Origin of the sequence: Boseongicola aestuarii, from assembly GCF_900184815.1 — a bacterium.
Classification (GTDB): Bacteria; Pseudomonadota; Alphaproteobacteria; order Rhodobacterales; family Rhodobacteraceae; genus Boseongicola; species Boseongicola aestuarii.
In genome coordinates this window covers 54,843-69,851 of the sequence record NZ_FXXQ01000003.1, presented here as the reverse complement: position 1 = coordinate 69,851, position 15,009 = coordinate 54,843, and the positions used below count along the sequence as shown (strand labels likewise).

The following is a 15,009-nucleotide window of genomic DNA, read 5'->3' as shown; positions in this document are numbered from 1 at the left end:
GGGAGAAACGAAATGGCACTTGATGGAGACATCGGAACCGTCGACTGGACGATGAAAGGTGAACTGATCCTCAACTGCAACTGCACGGTTTTCTGCCCCTGCGTTGTGTCCCTGGGTCAACACCTTCCAACCGAAGGCCATTGCCAGACCTGGGGCGGCATACGCATAGACAGCGGCCACTATGGCGACGTTGATCTTTCCGGTCTGAACGTGGGTCTCATGATCGAAATCCCCGAACGTATGGCGCGCGGGAACTGGAAGGTAGCCCTGTTCATTGACGACCGCGCCAGCGATGATGCCTATGACGCCATCGTCACCATTATGTCCGGCAAAGCGCGCGGCACAACGGGTCTCTTCAGTGTGCTCGTTTCCGAACTTCTCGGCCACGAGCGCCAACCGATCACCTACGAAAATGAAGGCAAGACCCGTCGTATCTCGGTCGGCAAACGCATCAAGGGTGAAATCATCCCCGTCGCAGGCAAGGACCCGGAGAACGATCTGGTCATCACGAACAGCCAATATTGGATGGGCGCCGACATTACGGTGGCGACCGCCAATCAGGGCCGGCTGCGGGCCTTTGGTCGCGTCTGGGATTTCGAAGGGCGTTCGGCCGAGATTTGCCAGATTGACTGGCACGGACCGAAGTAAGCGTCTGTTCGGGGAGGAGTGGACGCCATGCAATCACATTACGACAAACCCTCTGCGAACATGGCAAACTACGTGCCTCTTTCGCCGATCTCGCACCTCAATCGCGCAGCCGCGGTCCACGGCAAAAGACCCGCGGTCGTTTACGGTGACGTGCGGTATGACTGGCGAATGTTCGCAGATCGTGTGCGCGCCGTCGCTGGCGGACTGCAAGCGCACGGGATTGGAAAGGGCGACACGGTTTCCGTCATTTGCCCGAATATCCCTGAACTGTTTGAGTTGAGTTTCGCGATCCCGATGATCGGCGCTGTGCTGAACACGATCAACACGCGGCTTGAAGCGGAAACCATCGGCTACATTATTGGACACGCCGACACCAAACTGGTGATTGCCGACAGCACGCTTGGAACGCTCGTCCACGCGGCCTTCGACTTTCTCGGCAAGACATTGCCCCTTGTTACAATCCGGGACGCACAGGGCCCGGACGCCGGAACCGTCGGAGATTCCGACTACGACCAACTCCTCGGCGGCCCCTCATTTGACGGCGACGGTCTGCCCAACGATGAATGGCAAGCCATTGCGCTGAATTATACCTCCGGGACATCGGGGCGCCCCAAAGGCGTCATTTACCACCACCGCGGCGCCGCGCTCATGGCCATGGGCACGATCAATGCATGGCAGGTGCCTCACTACGCGTCCTACCTGTCGATCGTGCCGATGTTCCACTGCAACGGTTGGTGCCACCCCTGGATGTTGCCTCTGGTTGGAGGCAAGATGGTGTTCACCCGCGATCCGGTCCCGCAACGCATCTTCGAGGCCATCGCGGCAGAACAGATCACCCATTTCGGAGCGGCACCGATCGTTCTTCAGATGCTTGCTGAAAGCCCGCATAGCCCCTCAACACCCTATGATCCGCGCATCCGCGTCATGACAGCAGGGGCACCGCCGCCGCCTGCAATTCTCGAAAAAACGGGCGCGATGGGTCTGGATGTGATGCAGGTTTATGGTCTCACTGAAACCTATGGCCACATCTCGCAATGCCTTTGGCAAGAAGACTGGGACGACCTGACGCCTGCCGAACAGGCCGAATTGCAGGCCCATCAGGGCGTTGCATTTCCAATGGTTGAAGACGTCCGCGTGATCGACCGTGAAACAGGCAATCCCATCCCGATGGACGGCGAAACGCAAGGCGAGATCGCCATCCGCGCAAATACCGTCATGAAGGGGTACTACAAAGATGACGCCGCCAGCGCTGAAGCCTTCTCTGGCGGCTGGTTCTGGTCCGGCGACGCCGCAGTTGTCCACGCGAATGGTTACATGCAAGTGCGGGACCGCCTGAAGGATGTCATCATCTCGGGTGGCGAAAACATCTCATCTGTCGAAGTCGAGGCCGTTCTCTACCGTCACCCGGATGTTCAGGCGGCCGCCGTGGTCGCCAAACCCGACCAGAAATGGGGCGAAGTTCCGTGTGCCTATGTCGAACTGCGCGAGGGGAAAACCCCAAGCGACCAAGACATCATTACATTCTGCCGGGGCCACCTTGCTGGCTTCAAGACACCCAAATCCGTGGTCTTCGGGGAGCTCCCGAAAACCGCCACGGGCAAAATCAAGAAATTTGAGCTGCGCCAGTTGGCGCGTGCAGAAGGACAATCCTGAATGGCTCTCATTGCTCCATCGCGGCGTCTGCGCCGCACGCCTTTCTCTGACGGCGTCGAGGCCGCTGGCGTCGGTGGATACACCGTTTATAACCACATGCTCTTGCCGGTGTTCTTCGAAAGCATCGAAGCCGACTACCACCACCTGAAAAAGCACGTTCAGGTCTGGGACGTCGCCTGTGAACGACAAGTTGAACTGCGCGGCCCCGACGCAACCCGGCTCATGCAAACACTGACGCCGCGCGACCTGCGTGGAATGCTTCCGGGCCAGTGCCTCTACGTTCCCATCGTGGATGAAACCGGCGGAATGCTGAACGACCCCGTGGCCGTTAAACTCAGCGAGGACCGCTACTGGATCTCGATCGCGGACTCGGACCTTTTGCTTTGGGTCAAGGGCATTGCGAACGCCTATCGGTTCGAGGTGCTTGTCGACGAACCCGATATCAGTCCACTCGCTATTCAGGGCCCAAAGTCAGACGAACTGGCCGCCCGCGTTTTTGGCGAAGATATCCGCAACCTGCGCTTCTTCCGCTTCGGCATCTTCAGTTTCGAGGGGCAGGACGTCGTCATAGCGCGCTCGGGCTACTCCAAGCAGGGCGGCTTCGAGATCTACGTCGAAGGCTCCGAATGGGGAATGCCGATCTGGAATGCGCTCTTTGAAGCTGGAAAAGACCTTAACGTGCGCGCAGGTTGTCCAAACGCAGCCGAGCGCATTGAGAGCGGTTTGCTCAGCTATGGCAACGACATGACCCGCGAGAACACGCCGCATGAATGTGGGCTGGGCAAATTCTGCAACACACAAACGGCCATCGGCTGCATTGGGCGAGACGCTTTGCTGCGTGTCGCAAAGGACGGGCCCATCCGGCAGATCCGCCCCATCGAAATCAAAGGCCGTGTGCCAGCCTGCGATCGGGCCTGGCCGATCATGTCAAAAAATCAGAAAATCGGGCAAGTCACTTCGAGTTCGTGGTCGCCTGACTTCGACTGCTCGGTCGCCATTGGCATGGTGCGCATGACCCATTGGGATCCGGGCACCACGCTGTCCATCGAGACGCCCGAAGGCGTCGTAGAAGGCGTCGTCAAGGACCGGTTCTGGCACGAAAACTAGAAATCCGCGGCATGGCTACTGCTGCGTCGCACCGTCCTTTTGCTGGCTGCCTCAGCTCAGGCGGAAATGAAGTCTTTTATCAGGCCATTGAAGTAATACGGCTTTTCCAGATGCGCAGCGTGCGCGCAATCCGGAAGCACCGCCAGACTTGATCCAGCGATCGACTGCCAGAGATATTCGGTTTGCTTCCACGGATAGGTGCGGTCGCGGTCGCCCCAGACAATAAGCGTCTTGCTACGGATCTCTTGAAGACGATTGGTGCCGTTCCAGCTTTCCATTGCCTCAAGACCAGCCAGAATAGCGCCCATACCGCTTTGCTCTGCGATATGCGCGCAATCCTCATAGGCATCGGCCTTGCATGTCTCAAGAAACCAGGTGGCGGCAATCCGTCTTGCCGTCGCCTGTGCGCCATCTGATTGAGCGCGTTGTCTTGACGTCTCAATCGTCTCGAACCGACCCGGCAGAACCCCGGTGGCCCCAGTCCCATAGAGCACCAATCGTTCAATACATTCGGGGGCCTGCGCCATCATTTCCTGCGCGATCATTCCGCCCATTGAATGACCTATCAGATTAAACCGCGCGATCCCGCGCGATCTCAACGCTTCCAACACCCAAGTGGCAAATGCGGAAATGCTTTCGAGGGGCGAAAGATGCGCGTTCTCCCCGTAGCCAGGCAGATCAACGGCGATCACGTCAATTCCCGAAAGCGCCTCGACCTGAGCCCGCCACTGCCGACTGCCACCAAGAAAACCGTGTACAAAAACAACCGGTGTCACTTGCGCCCACCCTGAACGATACGATCGAGGATCATTGCGCAGAACAAGATCGAGAACCCGGCAAGAATACCCTGTCCGACATTCGCGTATTGCAGCGCCTCCAGCACGTCCTCGCCAAGTCCCTTCGCTCCGATCAGCGACGCCACGACGACCATGGCAAGCGACAGCATGATGGTCTGGTTGATCCCCGCCCGGATCGAAGGTCCCGCAAGGGGCAGGTCGACCTTGGTCAACAGATACCATTTGTTCGCACCAAAACTGATCGCCGCCTCGCGCACGCTTTCAGGAACGCCTCGCAAACCCAAGACTGTCAAACGCACAACAGGCGTGCCGCCGAAAATCATGGTCGTCACAACCGCGGCGGGCTTGCCCGTTCCGAAGAAAGCGATGACCGGGATCATGAACACGAATGCCGGCATGGTCTGCATGAAGTCCATGATGGGTTGAATCGCGGAATAAAACCTCGGTCTGCGTGCTGCGAACATTCCCAGAGGAATGCCGATCAGGATCGACAGACAGGCCGCCGTACCAAGCAATGCCAGCGTCGTCATGGCCTTCTCCCAAAAGCCCAACAGCCCCATGTAAGACAAGAAGGCGGCTGAATAGATCGCCATGCGAACACCGGCAGTCAGCCAGGTCAGAAGAATGATAAGCGAGGCAATCACGATCCAAGGAGTACTGACAAAGACAATCTCCAGCGCATCCAGAACAAGGCGAATGCAGTAGGTGATCGCATCAAACAGCGCATCGCCGTTCAGCACCGCCCAATTGAAGAACGCCTCAACCCCGTCAATACTGACAAGTCGGATATCCGGGTCCGTTGGGAAATCCGAGAGCAGCGAAAACCGCCCTGGAAAGCTGTAGTGCATCATCGCTGCAAAGACGATCAGCACCATGAAAATCGCGCTGAAAATAATCTCTGTGATCGGCAGACCCGAACGGACCGTCCGATCGCTGAGCCAATCCGAGAACCGCCCTTCAAGCGCTGTGTTGGCAACAAGCGCCTGCGCAATCTTGGCCAAGACCAAAATAGCCAGACCTGTCAGCGCAATTGTCGGACCTTCAGCAGCCATGGCTTCGGCCTCGGCGCGGATACCACCAATATTCGCCTCAAGAGAGTCGACTGTACGCTGAAAAGCGTCTACCCGGTCCGAACCGTTTTCTATTGCAGCGGCAAGTTGCTGGCGGCGCAACTCAAGCGTTCCTTCGATAGACGCGATGCGCTCCATAGCTTCAGCGCCCAGGTCCCCGAACAGTCCACGCGCCATTTGAACCATCGCCAGGGCTTCGACGATCAGAAACGGCAGCGCCCAGTTCCACAATCCGCGCGCGCCGAACCAGACCGGGCCAAAAAGTCCCGCCAAGATATTCAGCGTCGGCGTAAAACGCGACGAGGCCCCGATCTTGTCGAACATACGAATGTAGTATTCAGGGTTGGTGCGCACGAAGGTACGGATGTTTTCGCGCCGTTCTTCGGCATAGGCCTGCGCGGCAGCGGACTCTGTATCTTCCAGAGGATTAATGCCGAGATCCGTCATGATACTTCTGTCCCTTCGATCACTGTGCGCAACAGGTCAGAGCGTGTGATGACACCGGCGTCTTTGCCGTCGGTTTGCACGACGATTGGGCGATCATCGCCTATCGCAAGATTAATGAGCGTGCTAAGAGTTTCGGCCCCATCGACCTTCGGCGCATCCGGGGTCAGTGCGCCGTTCGCAGAAACAAACGCCTCAATCGGTTGCATCACGGCGTGCGCATGCACCACTTTCAGACGCGAAATTCCAGCCACGAAATCAGCAACATAATCGTCCGCCGGGTCCATCACGATGTCTTCGGCTGTCCCCATCTGCACCATCTTGCCGTCGCGCATGATCGCAATGCGGTCCCCGATCCGAACCGCTTCATCCAGATCATGAGTAATGAAGATCGTCGTCTTTTTCAGAATCTTGCTGAGACGAATGAACTCGTCCTGCAGCTGACGGCGGATCAGCGGATCAAGCGCCGAAAACGGTTCGTCCATCAGCAAGACATCCGGGTTCGCGGCAAGCGCCCGTGCCAGTCCCACGCGCTGCTGCATCCCGCCGGACAACTCATGCGCAAATTTCGCACCCCAGGCACCCAGCTCAACGATGTCAAGGATCGCAGCCGCCTGTCGCATACGCTCGTTCTTGGGGACTTTCCTGATCTCAAGCGGCATTGCCACGTTGTCTAGAACAGAGCGGTGCGGCATCAGAGCGAAGTTCTGAAAGACCATGCCGATCTTCTGATTTCGGAATTGCTGAAGCTCACGTGAGCCCAGCGCCATCACGTCAATGCCTTCGATTTCGATCTTGCCGGCAGTCGGCTCCAAAAGCCTGTTGAAATGGCGCACCAAAGTAGATTTGCCGCTTCCTGACAAACCCATGATGCAGAAGATCTCGCCCCGGTTTACCGACAGGCTGACATCGGCAACTCCAACAACGGCGTTATACTCGGCAAGAACCTCGGACTTCCCGAGACCCCTCTCGCGGATCGCGGCAAGAGCGGCCTGCGCGTTCGCTCCGAAAATCTTCCAGACGTTGGAAATCTCTATGACGGTTTGATCGGTCATGTGGCGCCTGTCCTGCTCGGAAGGGGGTGGGTCGATGGCGCGACCCAATTAGGGGTGCGCCATCGATATGCTTTGGCTTTCAGGTCTTAGAGACCGAGCCAGGCGTCCACGCGATCAGAGTTCGCGTTGACCCACTCTTCTGCAACATCCGCAGGTTCACGACCATTGGCGCTGATCTCATAAGCCAACTGGCTGACATCATCCGCAGTCAACGCAAAGTTCGCAAAGAACTCGGCAATTGCGGGCGAGCGATCAACCAGCGAATTGGACCACGCGATCTGAACGTCTTTCAGTGCATCCTTGGTCGCAACCATCGACTTCTCATACCAGTCGGCGTCGTCGGACGGCTGAACCATCACATATTTCGCCGGATCAAACGTCGGCTCGGTAAGCATCTTGACGTCGAACATGAACCATACGGCATGGGGCTTGTAGCAATAGAACGCATAGCCCTCGCCCTTGGCGATGCTGTCCTTGATGCGTGCTGTTTTCACGCTTTCTTCCGCACGAATAGGCTCGATGAAGTCGAGCAGACCATAGTCGCGAGTCTTGACCTCGTTGACGTTGGCAGACGCCCACCCCGGAGCGCCAATCCACATCTCGCCCAGTCCGTTTCCGTCGCTGTCCATCAACGCCGCTACATCCGGACGACCCAGATCGGCGATGTCCGTGATGTTATTTGCACTCCCGAAGTCCTCGGTGACGCAAAAGCCCTGATTTCCCTGATATGGGTTGGATGACAGCGTGACCGTCCCGGCTTCGTCGACGTATTTCTTTGTGAAGCTTTCCTGATTTGGCAGCCAGACATCCGGATGGACGTCAATGTCGCCATTGCCCTGATCCATCGCCTGGAAAATCGTCGCGTTGTTGCCGGGGATATAATCCACCGTGCCGCCAATGCGCGATTCCACGACTTCACCCAGGACATAGGCAATCGCCTGTGCACCGGTCCATGATGGCACGCCAATGTTGACTTTCTCAGCCGCCGCCGCGGGCAGCGCAAGCAAACTCGTTGCCGTCGCAAGCCCAAGCATTTTCAGACTTCTCTTCATAGTTCTCTCCTCTGTTGAAGCGCGCCGTTTTCGACGTCATTTCTGATTGTTTCTTGTGTCTCCGGTGCGCTCAGGCTGCCTGCCCAAAAGCGAAACCTCGCACCAATGCAATGACCCACACACACCGAACGACCCTGCCTCAAAGTCTAGGTGAATACTTTTTCCGGTGGCTAATTCGAACATTTCATACAACTATGCATTTTTCGCATATATTGATGCGAAGACCGGTGAAACAGGACGCAACGGGCAGAAAAGCGGGATGGATCTGAATTGGCTCGTTGATTTTGAATGCCTTGCGCGAACGCTCAATTTCACGCGCGCATCAGCCGAGCGCAACATAACACAGTCAGCATTTAGTCGTAGAATCAAAGCTTTAGAGAGCTGGGTCGGACTTCCGCTGGTAAATCGCGACACTTATCCAGTGCAACTGACCGAAGCGGGCATTCAATTCCTGCCGGTTGCGGTTGAAGTCGTGGGCCATCTGTCTGAAAGCCGACAAACGATCCGCGATGCCGACCGGGGCGATCGACAATTCATCCGATTCTCTGCGCTTCATACGATTTCGGTTAATTATTTGGCGGCTCGCATCGAAATAATGCAGAGATCGACTCCCGGCCTTCGTACGAGGGTCATCTCCGATTCCCTCAGCACCTGTTGCGACCTCTTGGCAGCCGGTGCCGTCGATATCTTGCTGTGCTACTACCACCATTCCGTATCACCGACGATCGACGAACGAACCTTTGCACGCAAAGACCTCGAGATTGACCCTTTGATACCCGTCGCGGCCGCCGGTCCCGCAAAAGCGCAGGGATGGGAACTTGAAAGGCCTGGCACTGAGCCGATCCCGTATCTCGCCTATGAACCCTCGTCCTTCCTCGGGATGGTGGTCGAAAACACCGTCGGGAAACGAAATCTCAATGTCGAGACGATCTACGTGGACAGCCTGGTCGAAACGATCAAACGCCGGGTAATGCGCGGCGGCGGATTTGCCTGGTTGCCCGAAACCTCGGTTTCCGACGAACTCCTCAATCGCACGCTGGTCCCGATCGGAGGTGCCGACTGGAGTACTTCGTTGACGATATCGGCTTTCGCCGACCCCGGAGCGATTGAACAATCCGCTCGCGATATCTGGGATCAGCTATAAGTACAGCCGGTCATCCAGACCTCAGGTCGTTTTCTCTAGTGCACCATGGAAATCCACGATGGCAGACGTGAGAAGATCAACCGTATCTACTGCGTGAATTCCCTCGCCTACGCTGTCCGAAATCAGCGAGAACTCTGAGCAGGCAACGAACTGAAGCGCAGCGCCCGCAAGGTGCAACTCCTCTGATGCCGCCAGCATCGCGTGTCGCGCGGGATCACACGGCCCCATAACCTTGATCGCACGTATGGCCTCAAGAATGGGCGCATCGTCCTTGGGCCAGACAACCCGCAGCCCGCGCCCTTCAAGCGCGTTCTCGAAAAGGCGCGTACGCCGCACCGCGGGGGACGCAAGCATCCCCACAACACCGCCCGGTCCGATCAACGCCAGGGCCCTGTCTGCCGCAAGCTCGACCATATTCAGAAGCGGTATGGTCACAGCCTCGACAATCGCCGGTGCATAGTAGTGTGCAGTATTGCAAGGCATGACCAAGGCTACAGCCCCGGCCACCTCAAGACGCTGCGCCATCGCAGCAAGTGTAGGACCGGGATCTTCCCCCGTTCCCTCGATCAAATGCGCAATACGCGAAGGCACTTTCGAGTTCATGTCGATCAACAGCGGAATATGATCGCTGTCATCACGCGCAGGAACCGAGTCAATCAGCTTGCGCTGCAATAAGACCGTTGCCTCCGGCCCCATACCGCCAAGAACACCAATGGGATTTCCGGTCAGCATTTGCAGGCCCTGTCCATTTCAATGTGATGGGCCATCGAACTCAGCCGCCCGACGTCCAGTGTCACACACAGTTCTAGCGTTCTCAAAAGTCCATCCACAACCACGGAATCAAGCGATTGCTGCATTGGCCCTTCTTCTTCTCGCAATTACTCGGCCCTGAATGGCGAGCGCACACGCCCCAACCGAAACTACAACTTGACCCAGACGCATCTTTCGATCCCTCTTGTTTCGGGATCATGAGGATTTCGCGATGCTTGAAACAAATCGCCACCGAACAAGGACAGACCTTCAGGCCGCGTTACCCTTCATTGGCGAGTCCCCGAAAGACACGGCATCCGTCGCTTTGATCGTTGTGCGCCCCGATCATGGGCTCAGGGAAATGCCAGAACTCGTTCGGATCTCCGCTGACAAAGGCGTACAGGGCGACCACTGGTCGCGCGGGTGTTGGCTGAAAACCGAATCCGGCGCGCCGCATCCGGATGTTCAAATCAACCTCATGAGCACCCGTGCTGCCGAAGCGATCGCAGGCGACCCCGCGAATTGGCCCGCCGCTGGAAACAACTTTTTCGTGGATATCGATATGACGCCCCAAAATCTCCCGCCCGGCACTCGCCTCGCACTCGGGACCGGCGTCATCGAAATCACAACGCAACCCAACAAGGGTTGCGACCTGTTCATTGAACGCTTTGGCCGCGACGCCTGCGTTTTCGTCAATTTCGGACCCGGACTGGCGATGAGAATGCGCGGACTTTATGCGCGCGTCATTAAAGATGGAGACGTCCGTCTTGGTGACACACTGAGCAAGCTCTGAACAAGAGCCCTACACAAGACCGATTCATTTCCATAATTTCGAATGCGGTTTCCAGAATGAGCGAATGCCCGCGACCCGACGGGCAGTCGTCTTGATCAGCCGCTCATCCATGCAAAAACGGACCTATCGCGCCTGCCAAGGCATTCATTACAAAGGGAAACAGTGGTGAGCCGTGCAGGATTCGAACCTGCGACCCACTGATTAAAAGTCAGTTGCTCTACCAACTGAGCTAACGGCCCACTCGGGCGCCGGACGTAAACGGCACACGACGGTGCGTCAAGGGCAAATAGACCACGATCGAAGACTAAGCGACAGCAAGTCGCCTTGACTTAAGCCCCTCCCTGCGGCCACGGTCGCAGCCAATCCCCTCCCGTTAGGAATATCATGCGGAAATTTTACCTTGCCTCGGCAATGCTTTTTGGTCTCGTGGCCTGCGGAACCTCGCCGAACGGGCTTCTTGTCAGCCCTGGCGCCGAAGCCGTCGGTGGCAATTTGTTTGTCGAAACACTTGAAGACGGTGGCCAGGTTCTTGTCCTGGATGGCGAGATCACGCCAGATACATCCTATGTTTTCCAATCGCTGGCCGAATATACCGACATTGACGGTCTGGTGATTGCGCAAAGTCCCGGAGGCGATTTGCTTGCGTCGCATCAGATCGGCCGCACGATCGCCGCGAACAAGATCAATACCGCCGTCCTGTTCAGTTGCATCTCGGCCTGCGTCGATATTTTCATCGCAGGACGCGAACGCTCCATTGCCGAAGACGCCGAACTGGGCCTCCACGCGGCCGAGGACCGGGAATTCGGCCTGTCTGTGGATCGCCCCTACTGGCGAAGCTTGGGCTTTGGGGCGGTGAACGAAGCAGCATACAAAGTGCCTTTCGATGATATCTGGATACTGACGGCCCAAAGGGCGATGGAACTCCGGCTTGCGACAGAAATTCTGCGTAGATAGTTACGCCACCTTTGCAGATCGCCGCAGCGAAGGTATACGCGCGCCATGACCGCCGAGACTCACCCTGCTGGCCTGCCGTTCATGAAAATGCACGGTCTTGGTAACGACTTCGTCGTGATCGACCGCCGTTCCGGCGGACCCGTCGTCACTCCCGATCTGGCGCGTGCCATCGGAAACCGAAATACCGGCGTCGGCTTTGATCAACTTGCAGTCATTGAGAACTGCGCCGAAGCGACGGCGGCTCTGACCTTTTTCAACGCAGACGGTTCGCAGTCGTCCGCTTGTGGCAATGCCACACGCTGTATCGCCCGCCTCATCATGTCCGAGAGTAACGCGACCTCCATCATCGTCAGAACCGAACGCGGCTTGCTGCCTTGTGAAGACGCGGGCGACGGTATGACACGCGTCAACATGGGTCAGCCTTTCACGGATTGGCAATCGATCCCACTGGCTCACGAGGTCGATACGCTCCACCTCCCCATCGATGGTGATCCGGTGGCCACCGGCATGGGAAACCCTCACTGCTCGTTCTTCGTCGAGGATGCTGAAGCCGTTGAGCTTGAAGCCCTCGGAGCTGTCATCGAGTATCACCCACTTTACCCCGAACGCACCAATGTCCAGTTCGCCAGCCTCGTCGCGCCAAACCATTTGCGTATGCGCGTCTGGGAGCGCGGCGTCGGCGTGACACTGGCGTCAGGATCCTCGTCCTGCGCCGTAGCCGTTGCCGCCGTCCGACGCGGTCTCACCGATCGTCACATCAAGATCGACCTCGACGGTGGACAGATCGAAATCGACTGGCGCGAAGATGGTGTCTGGATGACTGGCCCCACGGCGCACGTGTTCTCGGGACACCTCACCCAAGACTTTCTCGAGCATGTCTGAAATGGACCCCAAGACTCCGACCTTTGCCACTCTCGGCTGCCGCCTCAATGCGTACGAATCCGAGGCCATGCGCGAAATGGCCCGTGATGCAGGCTTGTCGGACGCAGTGATCGTGAACACCTGTGCCGTCACGGCTGAAGCGGTGCGCAAAAGTCAAAAGGAAATCCGCCGTCTCAGACGTGATAACCCAAACGCGAAAATGATTGTGACCGGTTGCGCGGCCCAAACAGAACCCGAACGCTTCGCCAACATGCCCGAGGTCGACCTGATCCTCGGCAATACCGAGAAAATGGCACCCGAAACGTGGAAACAGACCGCCAACTTCATCGGCGAAACCGAGCGTGTACAGGTTGATGACATCATGTCCGTCACGGAAACCGCCGGTCACCTGATCGACGGCTTTGGACGCCACCGCGCCTATGTTCAGGTGCAAAACGGCTGTGATCACCGCTGCACCTTTTGCATCATCCCATTCGGTCGCGGAAATTCCCGCTCGGTCCCGGCCGGCGTAGTGGTCGACCAGATCAAGCGCCTGGTGGATCGGGGTTTCAATGAGGTCGTTCTGACTGGCGTTGACCTGACAAGCTGGGGCGCCGATCTGCCAGCCGCCCCCAAACTCGGAGACCTCGTCCGTCGCATCCTCAAACTGGTCCCCGATCTGCCTCGCTTGCGCATATCATCCATCGATTCCATCGAAGTAGACCCTGCCTTGATGGAGGCCATCGCCACCGAACCGCACCTGATGCCACATCTGCACCTCTCGCTTCAGGCCGGCGACGATATGATCCTCAAGCGCATGAAGCGCCGCCACTTGCGCGATGACGCCATCGCGTTTTGCTCAGAGGCCAAAAGCCTGCGTCCGGACATGACGTTCGGCGCTGATATCATCGCCGGCTTTCCAACTGAGACCGATGCGATGTTCGAAAACTCCCTGAAGCTGGTCGACGATTGTGACCTGACGTGGCTTCATGTCTTTCCGTATTCCCGGCGACCAGGCACTCCGGCGGCCCGCATGCCGCAAGTGAATGGTCGCGCGATCAAGGATCGCGCGCGACGCCTACGTGCCAAGGGCGAAGCGGCGGCCCAGAAGCATCTCCAAGCGCAAATCGGCACACGCCAGATGGTCCTGACGGAAAGCCCCGGCATGGGACGGACCGAGCATTTTGCCGAAGTCCACTTTGATCAGCCACAAGCCGAAGGTGTTCTACTGTCTGCGGCCATCCTCGGTGTTGACGGGCAATCACTTGCTGCCACCGCCGAGCATCTTGATAAAAATCAACTGTAACAGATAGCAAGAACCATATGATTCCTCTGTAATGCCAAGGAGGATGACCATGCAATTCACCAAGCTATTCGCCGCAGCTGCTTCGCTTTTGCTGCCGCTTTCGGTATCCGCGCAGGATGTAGACTACGGACAAGCCCTATACGAACAGTATTGCGCGACCTGCCACGGCCTAAATGGAAAAGGCGCTGGCCCCCTGACCGAGCTTATGCTGGAAAAGCCAGAGGATCTCACGCTGCTCTCCGCCAATAACGAAACCGAACCCGGGGCCTTCCCGATGCTTCGCATTATTCACGTTATTGATGGGCGAACCGGTGTCAGGGCACATGGCGGGTCGATGCCCACCTACGGTGAGATTTTCATGAGCGAAGCAGTGGATCGTGGCCAAACCGGCTCTGTGCTGGAAACGCGTGGACGGATTTTGTCACTGGCGATGTATCTGGAATCCATTCAGCAATAATCGGCGCCGGGCCGAACTAAATGTCACCGGGTCCGCCTCGGCGGGTCCGGTCCCTTGGCGCGTTGACCTTCGCGACGGACCAAACGAAGGTGCATGGAAACGTCATTCGGAGTCGATTTCATGAAACTTATGCACAGCTCAACGTCGCCTTATGTGCGCAAAGTCGAGGTCCTTCTGCGCGAAAGCGGTCTGATCGATCAAGTGCCCTTCGTGCCAGGCAGCGGCACGCCACTGGCTCCCAATGACGAAACCATCCACGTGAATCCGCTGGGAAAGGTGCCTGCACTCTTGCGTGACGACGGTCCGGCCATTTACGACAGCCGCGTGATCTGCCGCTATCTCGATGACATCTCAGGGGGTCACTTCTATCCGAAAACCCGCCTCTACGAAGTTCTGACGCTGGAAGCCTTGGGCGAGGGTATCATCGATGCTGCGCTTCTGATGGCCTATGAATGGCGTTTGCGCCCCGAGGAGAAACGGTTCGATGAATGGGTCGAGGGTCAATGGTCCAAAATCGCGCGAGCGCTTGATGTTCTGGACGATCGCTGGATGAGCCATCTGCAGGGCAACGTGACCATGGGACAGATTTCCGTCGCTTGCTCGCTTGGCTACCTTGATCTGCGAAACGCGGACCGAAACTGGCGCGACGGCCATACGTCGCTTGCCACGTGGTACGAAACTTTTGCCAAACGGGATTCCATGCTGGCGACCGTCCCCGCATGAGTCGCGGAAACATGGCTGTGCGGGCACATTTCTTATCGGCGACAGTGGTGAGTCATCTTGAAATCTGCGACAAACTGACGTGGTTTGGGGTCAATGAGGTCAAATCTTTGTCTTGATTTGCTTTTCTTTAGCGGACTGCGCCCGATTGTCCGCTGGACGACTAAAGATCAGGACGGTAGATAACCCCATCAAACG

Annotated in this window: 15 protein-coding genes and 1 tRNA gene; 10 read left to right on the top strand and 6 right to left on the bottom strand. The window is 57.4% G+C overall.

Annotation, left to right across the window (positions count from 1 at the left end):
• Positions 1–12 precede the first annotated feature (12 nt).
• The 3 genes from BOA8489_RS06105 to BOA8489_RS06095 are packed head-to-tail and all read left to right on the top strand — an operon-like array spanning position 13 to position 3,408.
• A complete protein-coding gene (locus BOA8489_RS06105) occupies positions 13–648 on the top strand; it encodes a DUF1326 domain-containing protein (protein ID WP_093973129.1) in 636 nt (211 codons plus the stop codon).
• A 27-nt stretch (positions 649–675) separates the two neighbouring features.
• Complete coding sequence (locus tag BOA8489_RS06100; RefSeq protein WP_093973128.1) at positions 676–2,301, top strand: AMP-binding protein; 1,626 nt, start codon at positions 676–678, stop codon at positions 2,299–2,301.
• Positions 2,302–3,408, top strand: a complete 1,107-nt coding sequence (locus tag BOA8489_RS06095) for a dimethylsulfoniopropionate demethylase (protein ID WP_093973127.1) — start codon at positions 2,302–2,304, stop codon at positions 3,406–3,408. It abuts the gene before it with no gap.
• A gap of 56 nt (positions 3,409–3,464) precedes the next feature.
• On the opposite strand, the gene BOA8489_RS06090 is transcribed toward BOA8489_RS06095, so the two are convergent.
• From BOA8489_RS06090 to BOA8489_RS06075, 4 genes are all read right to left on the bottom strand, one after another.
• A complete protein-coding gene (locus BOA8489_RS06090; RefSeq protein ID WP_093973126.1) occupies positions 3,465–4,184 on the bottom strand; it encodes an alpha/beta fold hydrolase in 720 nt (239 codons plus the stop codon).
• Positions 4,181–5,722 (bottom strand): ABC transporter permease, encoded by a 1,542-nt coding sequence (locus BOA8489_RS06085; RefSeq protein ID WP_093973125.1) that lies wholly within the window; start codon positions 5,720–5,722, stop codon positions 4,181–4,183. The genes BOA8489_RS06090 and BOA8489_RS06085 overlap by 4 nt, the downstream gene beginning before the upstream one ends.
• Positions 5,719–6,774, bottom strand: coding sequence for a quaternary amine ABC transporter ATP-binding protein (locus BOA8489_RS06080; RefSeq protein ID WP_093973124.1), 1,056 nt, complete (start codon positions 6,772–6,774; stop codon positions 5,719–5,721). Before BOA8489_RS06080 ends, BOA8489_RS06085 begins: the two co-directional genes overlap by 4 nt.
• Positions 6,775–6,860: 86 nt before the next feature.
• Positions 6,861–7,826, bottom strand: coding sequence for an ABC transporter substrate-binding protein (locus BOA8489_RS06075; RefSeq protein ID WP_093973123.1), 966 nt, complete (start codon positions 7,824–7,826; stop codon positions 6,861–6,863).
• Positions 7,827–8,085: 259 nt separating this feature from the next.
• Between BOA8489_RS06075 and BOA8489_RS06070 the strand changes: the two genes are divergently transcribed.
• The gene (locus tag BOA8489_RS06070) at positions 8,086–8,970 is read left to right on the top strand and encodes a LysR family transcriptional regulator (protein ID WP_093973338.1); all 885 of its coding nucleotides are present in this window, start codon (positions 8,086–8,088) and stop codon (positions 8,968–8,970) included.
• 21 nt (positions 8,971–8,991) lie between these two features.
• On the opposite strand, the gene cuyB is transcribed toward BOA8489_RS06070, so the two are convergent.
• The gene (gene cuyB, locus BOA8489_RS06065; RefSeq protein ID WP_093973122.1) at positions 8,992–9,702 is read right to left on the bottom strand and encodes a cysteate racemase; all 711 of its coding nucleotides are present in this window, start codon (positions 9,700–9,702) and stop codon (positions 8,992–8,994) included.
• A gap of 250 nt (positions 9,703–9,952) precedes the next feature.
• On the opposite strand from cuyB, the gene BOA8489_RS06060 reads away from it, so the two are divergent.
• On the top strand, positions 9,953–10,513 hold the full coding sequence (locus BOA8489_RS06060; RefSeq protein ID WP_093973121.1) for an MOSC domain-containing protein: 561 nt from the start codon (positions 9,953–9,955) through the stop codon (positions 10,511–10,513).
• Positions 10,514–10,676: 163 nt separating this feature from the next.
• Here the strand turns inward: BOA8489_RS06060 and BOA8489_RS06055 are convergent.
• Positions 10,677–10,752: transfer RNA gene (locus BOA8489_RS06055), tRNA-Lys, on the bottom strand.
• A 145-nt stretch (positions 10,753–10,897) separates the two neighbouring features.
• Here BOA8489_RS06055 and BOA8489_RS06050 point away from each other — a divergent pair.
• The 5 genes from BOA8489_RS06050 (at position 10,898) to BOA8489_RS06030 (ending at position 14,814) form a co-directional block, all read left to right on the top strand.
• The gene (locus BOA8489_RS06050; RefSeq protein ID WP_093973120.1) at positions 10,898–11,467 is read left to right on the top strand and encodes a COG3904 family protein; all 570 of its coding nucleotides are present in this window, start codon (positions 10,898–10,900) and stop codon (positions 11,465–11,467) included.
• Positions 11,468–11,512: 45 nt separating this feature from the next.
• Positions 11,513–12,349, top strand: coding sequence for a diaminopimelate epimerase (dapF, locus tag BOA8489_RS06045; protein WP_093973119.1), 837 nt, complete (start codon positions 11,513–11,515; stop codon positions 12,347–12,349).
• Position 12,350: 1 nt separating this feature from the next.
• Positions 12,351–13,634: a tRNA (N(6)-L-threonylcarbamoyladenosine(37)-C(2))-methylthiotransferase MtaB gene (mtaB, locus tag BOA8489_RS06040; protein WP_093973118.1), complete on the top strand. Its 1,284-nt coding sequence runs from the start codon at positions 12,351–12,353 to the stop codon at positions 13,632–13,634.
• Between the two features lie 49 nt (positions 13,635–13,683).
• Positions 13,684–14,091, top strand: a complete 408-nt coding sequence (locus BOA8489_RS06035; protein ID WP_245813684.1) for a c-type cytochrome — start codon at positions 13,684–13,686, stop codon at positions 14,089–14,091.
• 120 nt (positions 14,092–14,211) lie between these two features.
• Positions 14,212–14,814, top strand: a complete 603-nt coding sequence (locus tag BOA8489_RS06030) for a glutathione S-transferase (protein ID WP_093973337.1) — start codon at positions 14,212–14,214, stop codon at positions 14,812–14,814.
• The last annotated feature ends 195 nt before the right edge of the window (positions 14,815–15,009 follow it).

Excerpts from the sequence above, each read along its gene's own strand:
- BOA8489_RS06105 (WP_093973129.1), top strand. The coding sequence starts at position 13 with ATGGCACTTGATGGAGACATCGGAACCGTCGACTGGACGATGAAAGGT.
- BOA8489_RS06100 (WP_093973128.1), top strand. The coding sequence starts at position 676 with ATGCAATCACATTACGACAAACCCTCTGCGAACATGGCAAACTACGTG.
- BOA8489_RS06095 (WP_093973127.1), top strand. The coding sequence starts at position 2,302 with ATGGCTCTCATTGCTCCATCGCGGCGTCTGCGCCGCACGCCTTTCTCT.
- BOA8489_RS06085 (WP_093973125.1), bottom strand. The coding sequence starts at position 5,722 with ATGACGGATCTCGGCATTAATCCTCTGGAAGATACAGAGTCCGCTGCC.
- BOA8489_RS06080 (WP_093973124.1), bottom strand. The coding sequence starts at position 6,774 with ATGACCGATCAAACCGTCATAGAGATTTCCAACGTCTGGAAGATTTTC.
- BOA8489_RS06075 (WP_093973123.1), bottom strand. The coding sequence starts at position 7,826 with ATGAAGAGAAGTCTGAAAATGCTTGGGCTTGCGACGGCAACGAGTTTG.
- BOA8489_RS06070 (WP_093973338.1), top strand. The coding sequence starts at position 8,086 with ATGGATCTGAATTGGCTCGTTGATTTTGAATGCCTTGCGCGAACGCTC.
- cuyB (WP_093973122.1), bottom strand. The coding sequence starts at position 9,702 with ATGCTGACCGGAAATCCCATTGGTGTTCTTGGCGGTATGGGGCCGGAG.
- BOA8489_RS06060 (WP_093973121.1), top strand. The coding sequence starts at position 9,953 with ATGCTTGAAACAAATCGCCACCGAACAAGGACAGACCTTCAGGCCGCG.
- BOA8489_RS06050 (WP_093973120.1), top strand. The coding sequence starts at position 10,898 with ATGCGGAAATTTTACCTTGCCTCGGCAATGCTTTTTGGTCTCGTGGCC.
- dapF (WP_093973119.1), top strand. The coding sequence starts at position 11,513 with ATGACCGCCGAGACTCACCCTGCTGGCCTGCCGTTCATGAAAATGCAC.
- mtaB (WP_093973118.1), top strand. The coding sequence starts at position 12,351 with ATGGACCCCAAGACTCCGACCTTTGCCACTCTCGGCTGCCGCCTCAAT.
- BOA8489_RS06035 (WP_245813684.1), top strand. The coding sequence starts at position 13,684 with ATGCAATTCACCAAGCTATTCGCCGCAGCTGCTTCGCTTTTGCTGCCG.
- BOA8489_RS06030 (WP_093973337.1), top strand. The coding sequence starts at position 14,212 with ATGAAACTTATGCACAGCTCAACGTCGCCTTATGTGCGCAAAGTCGAG.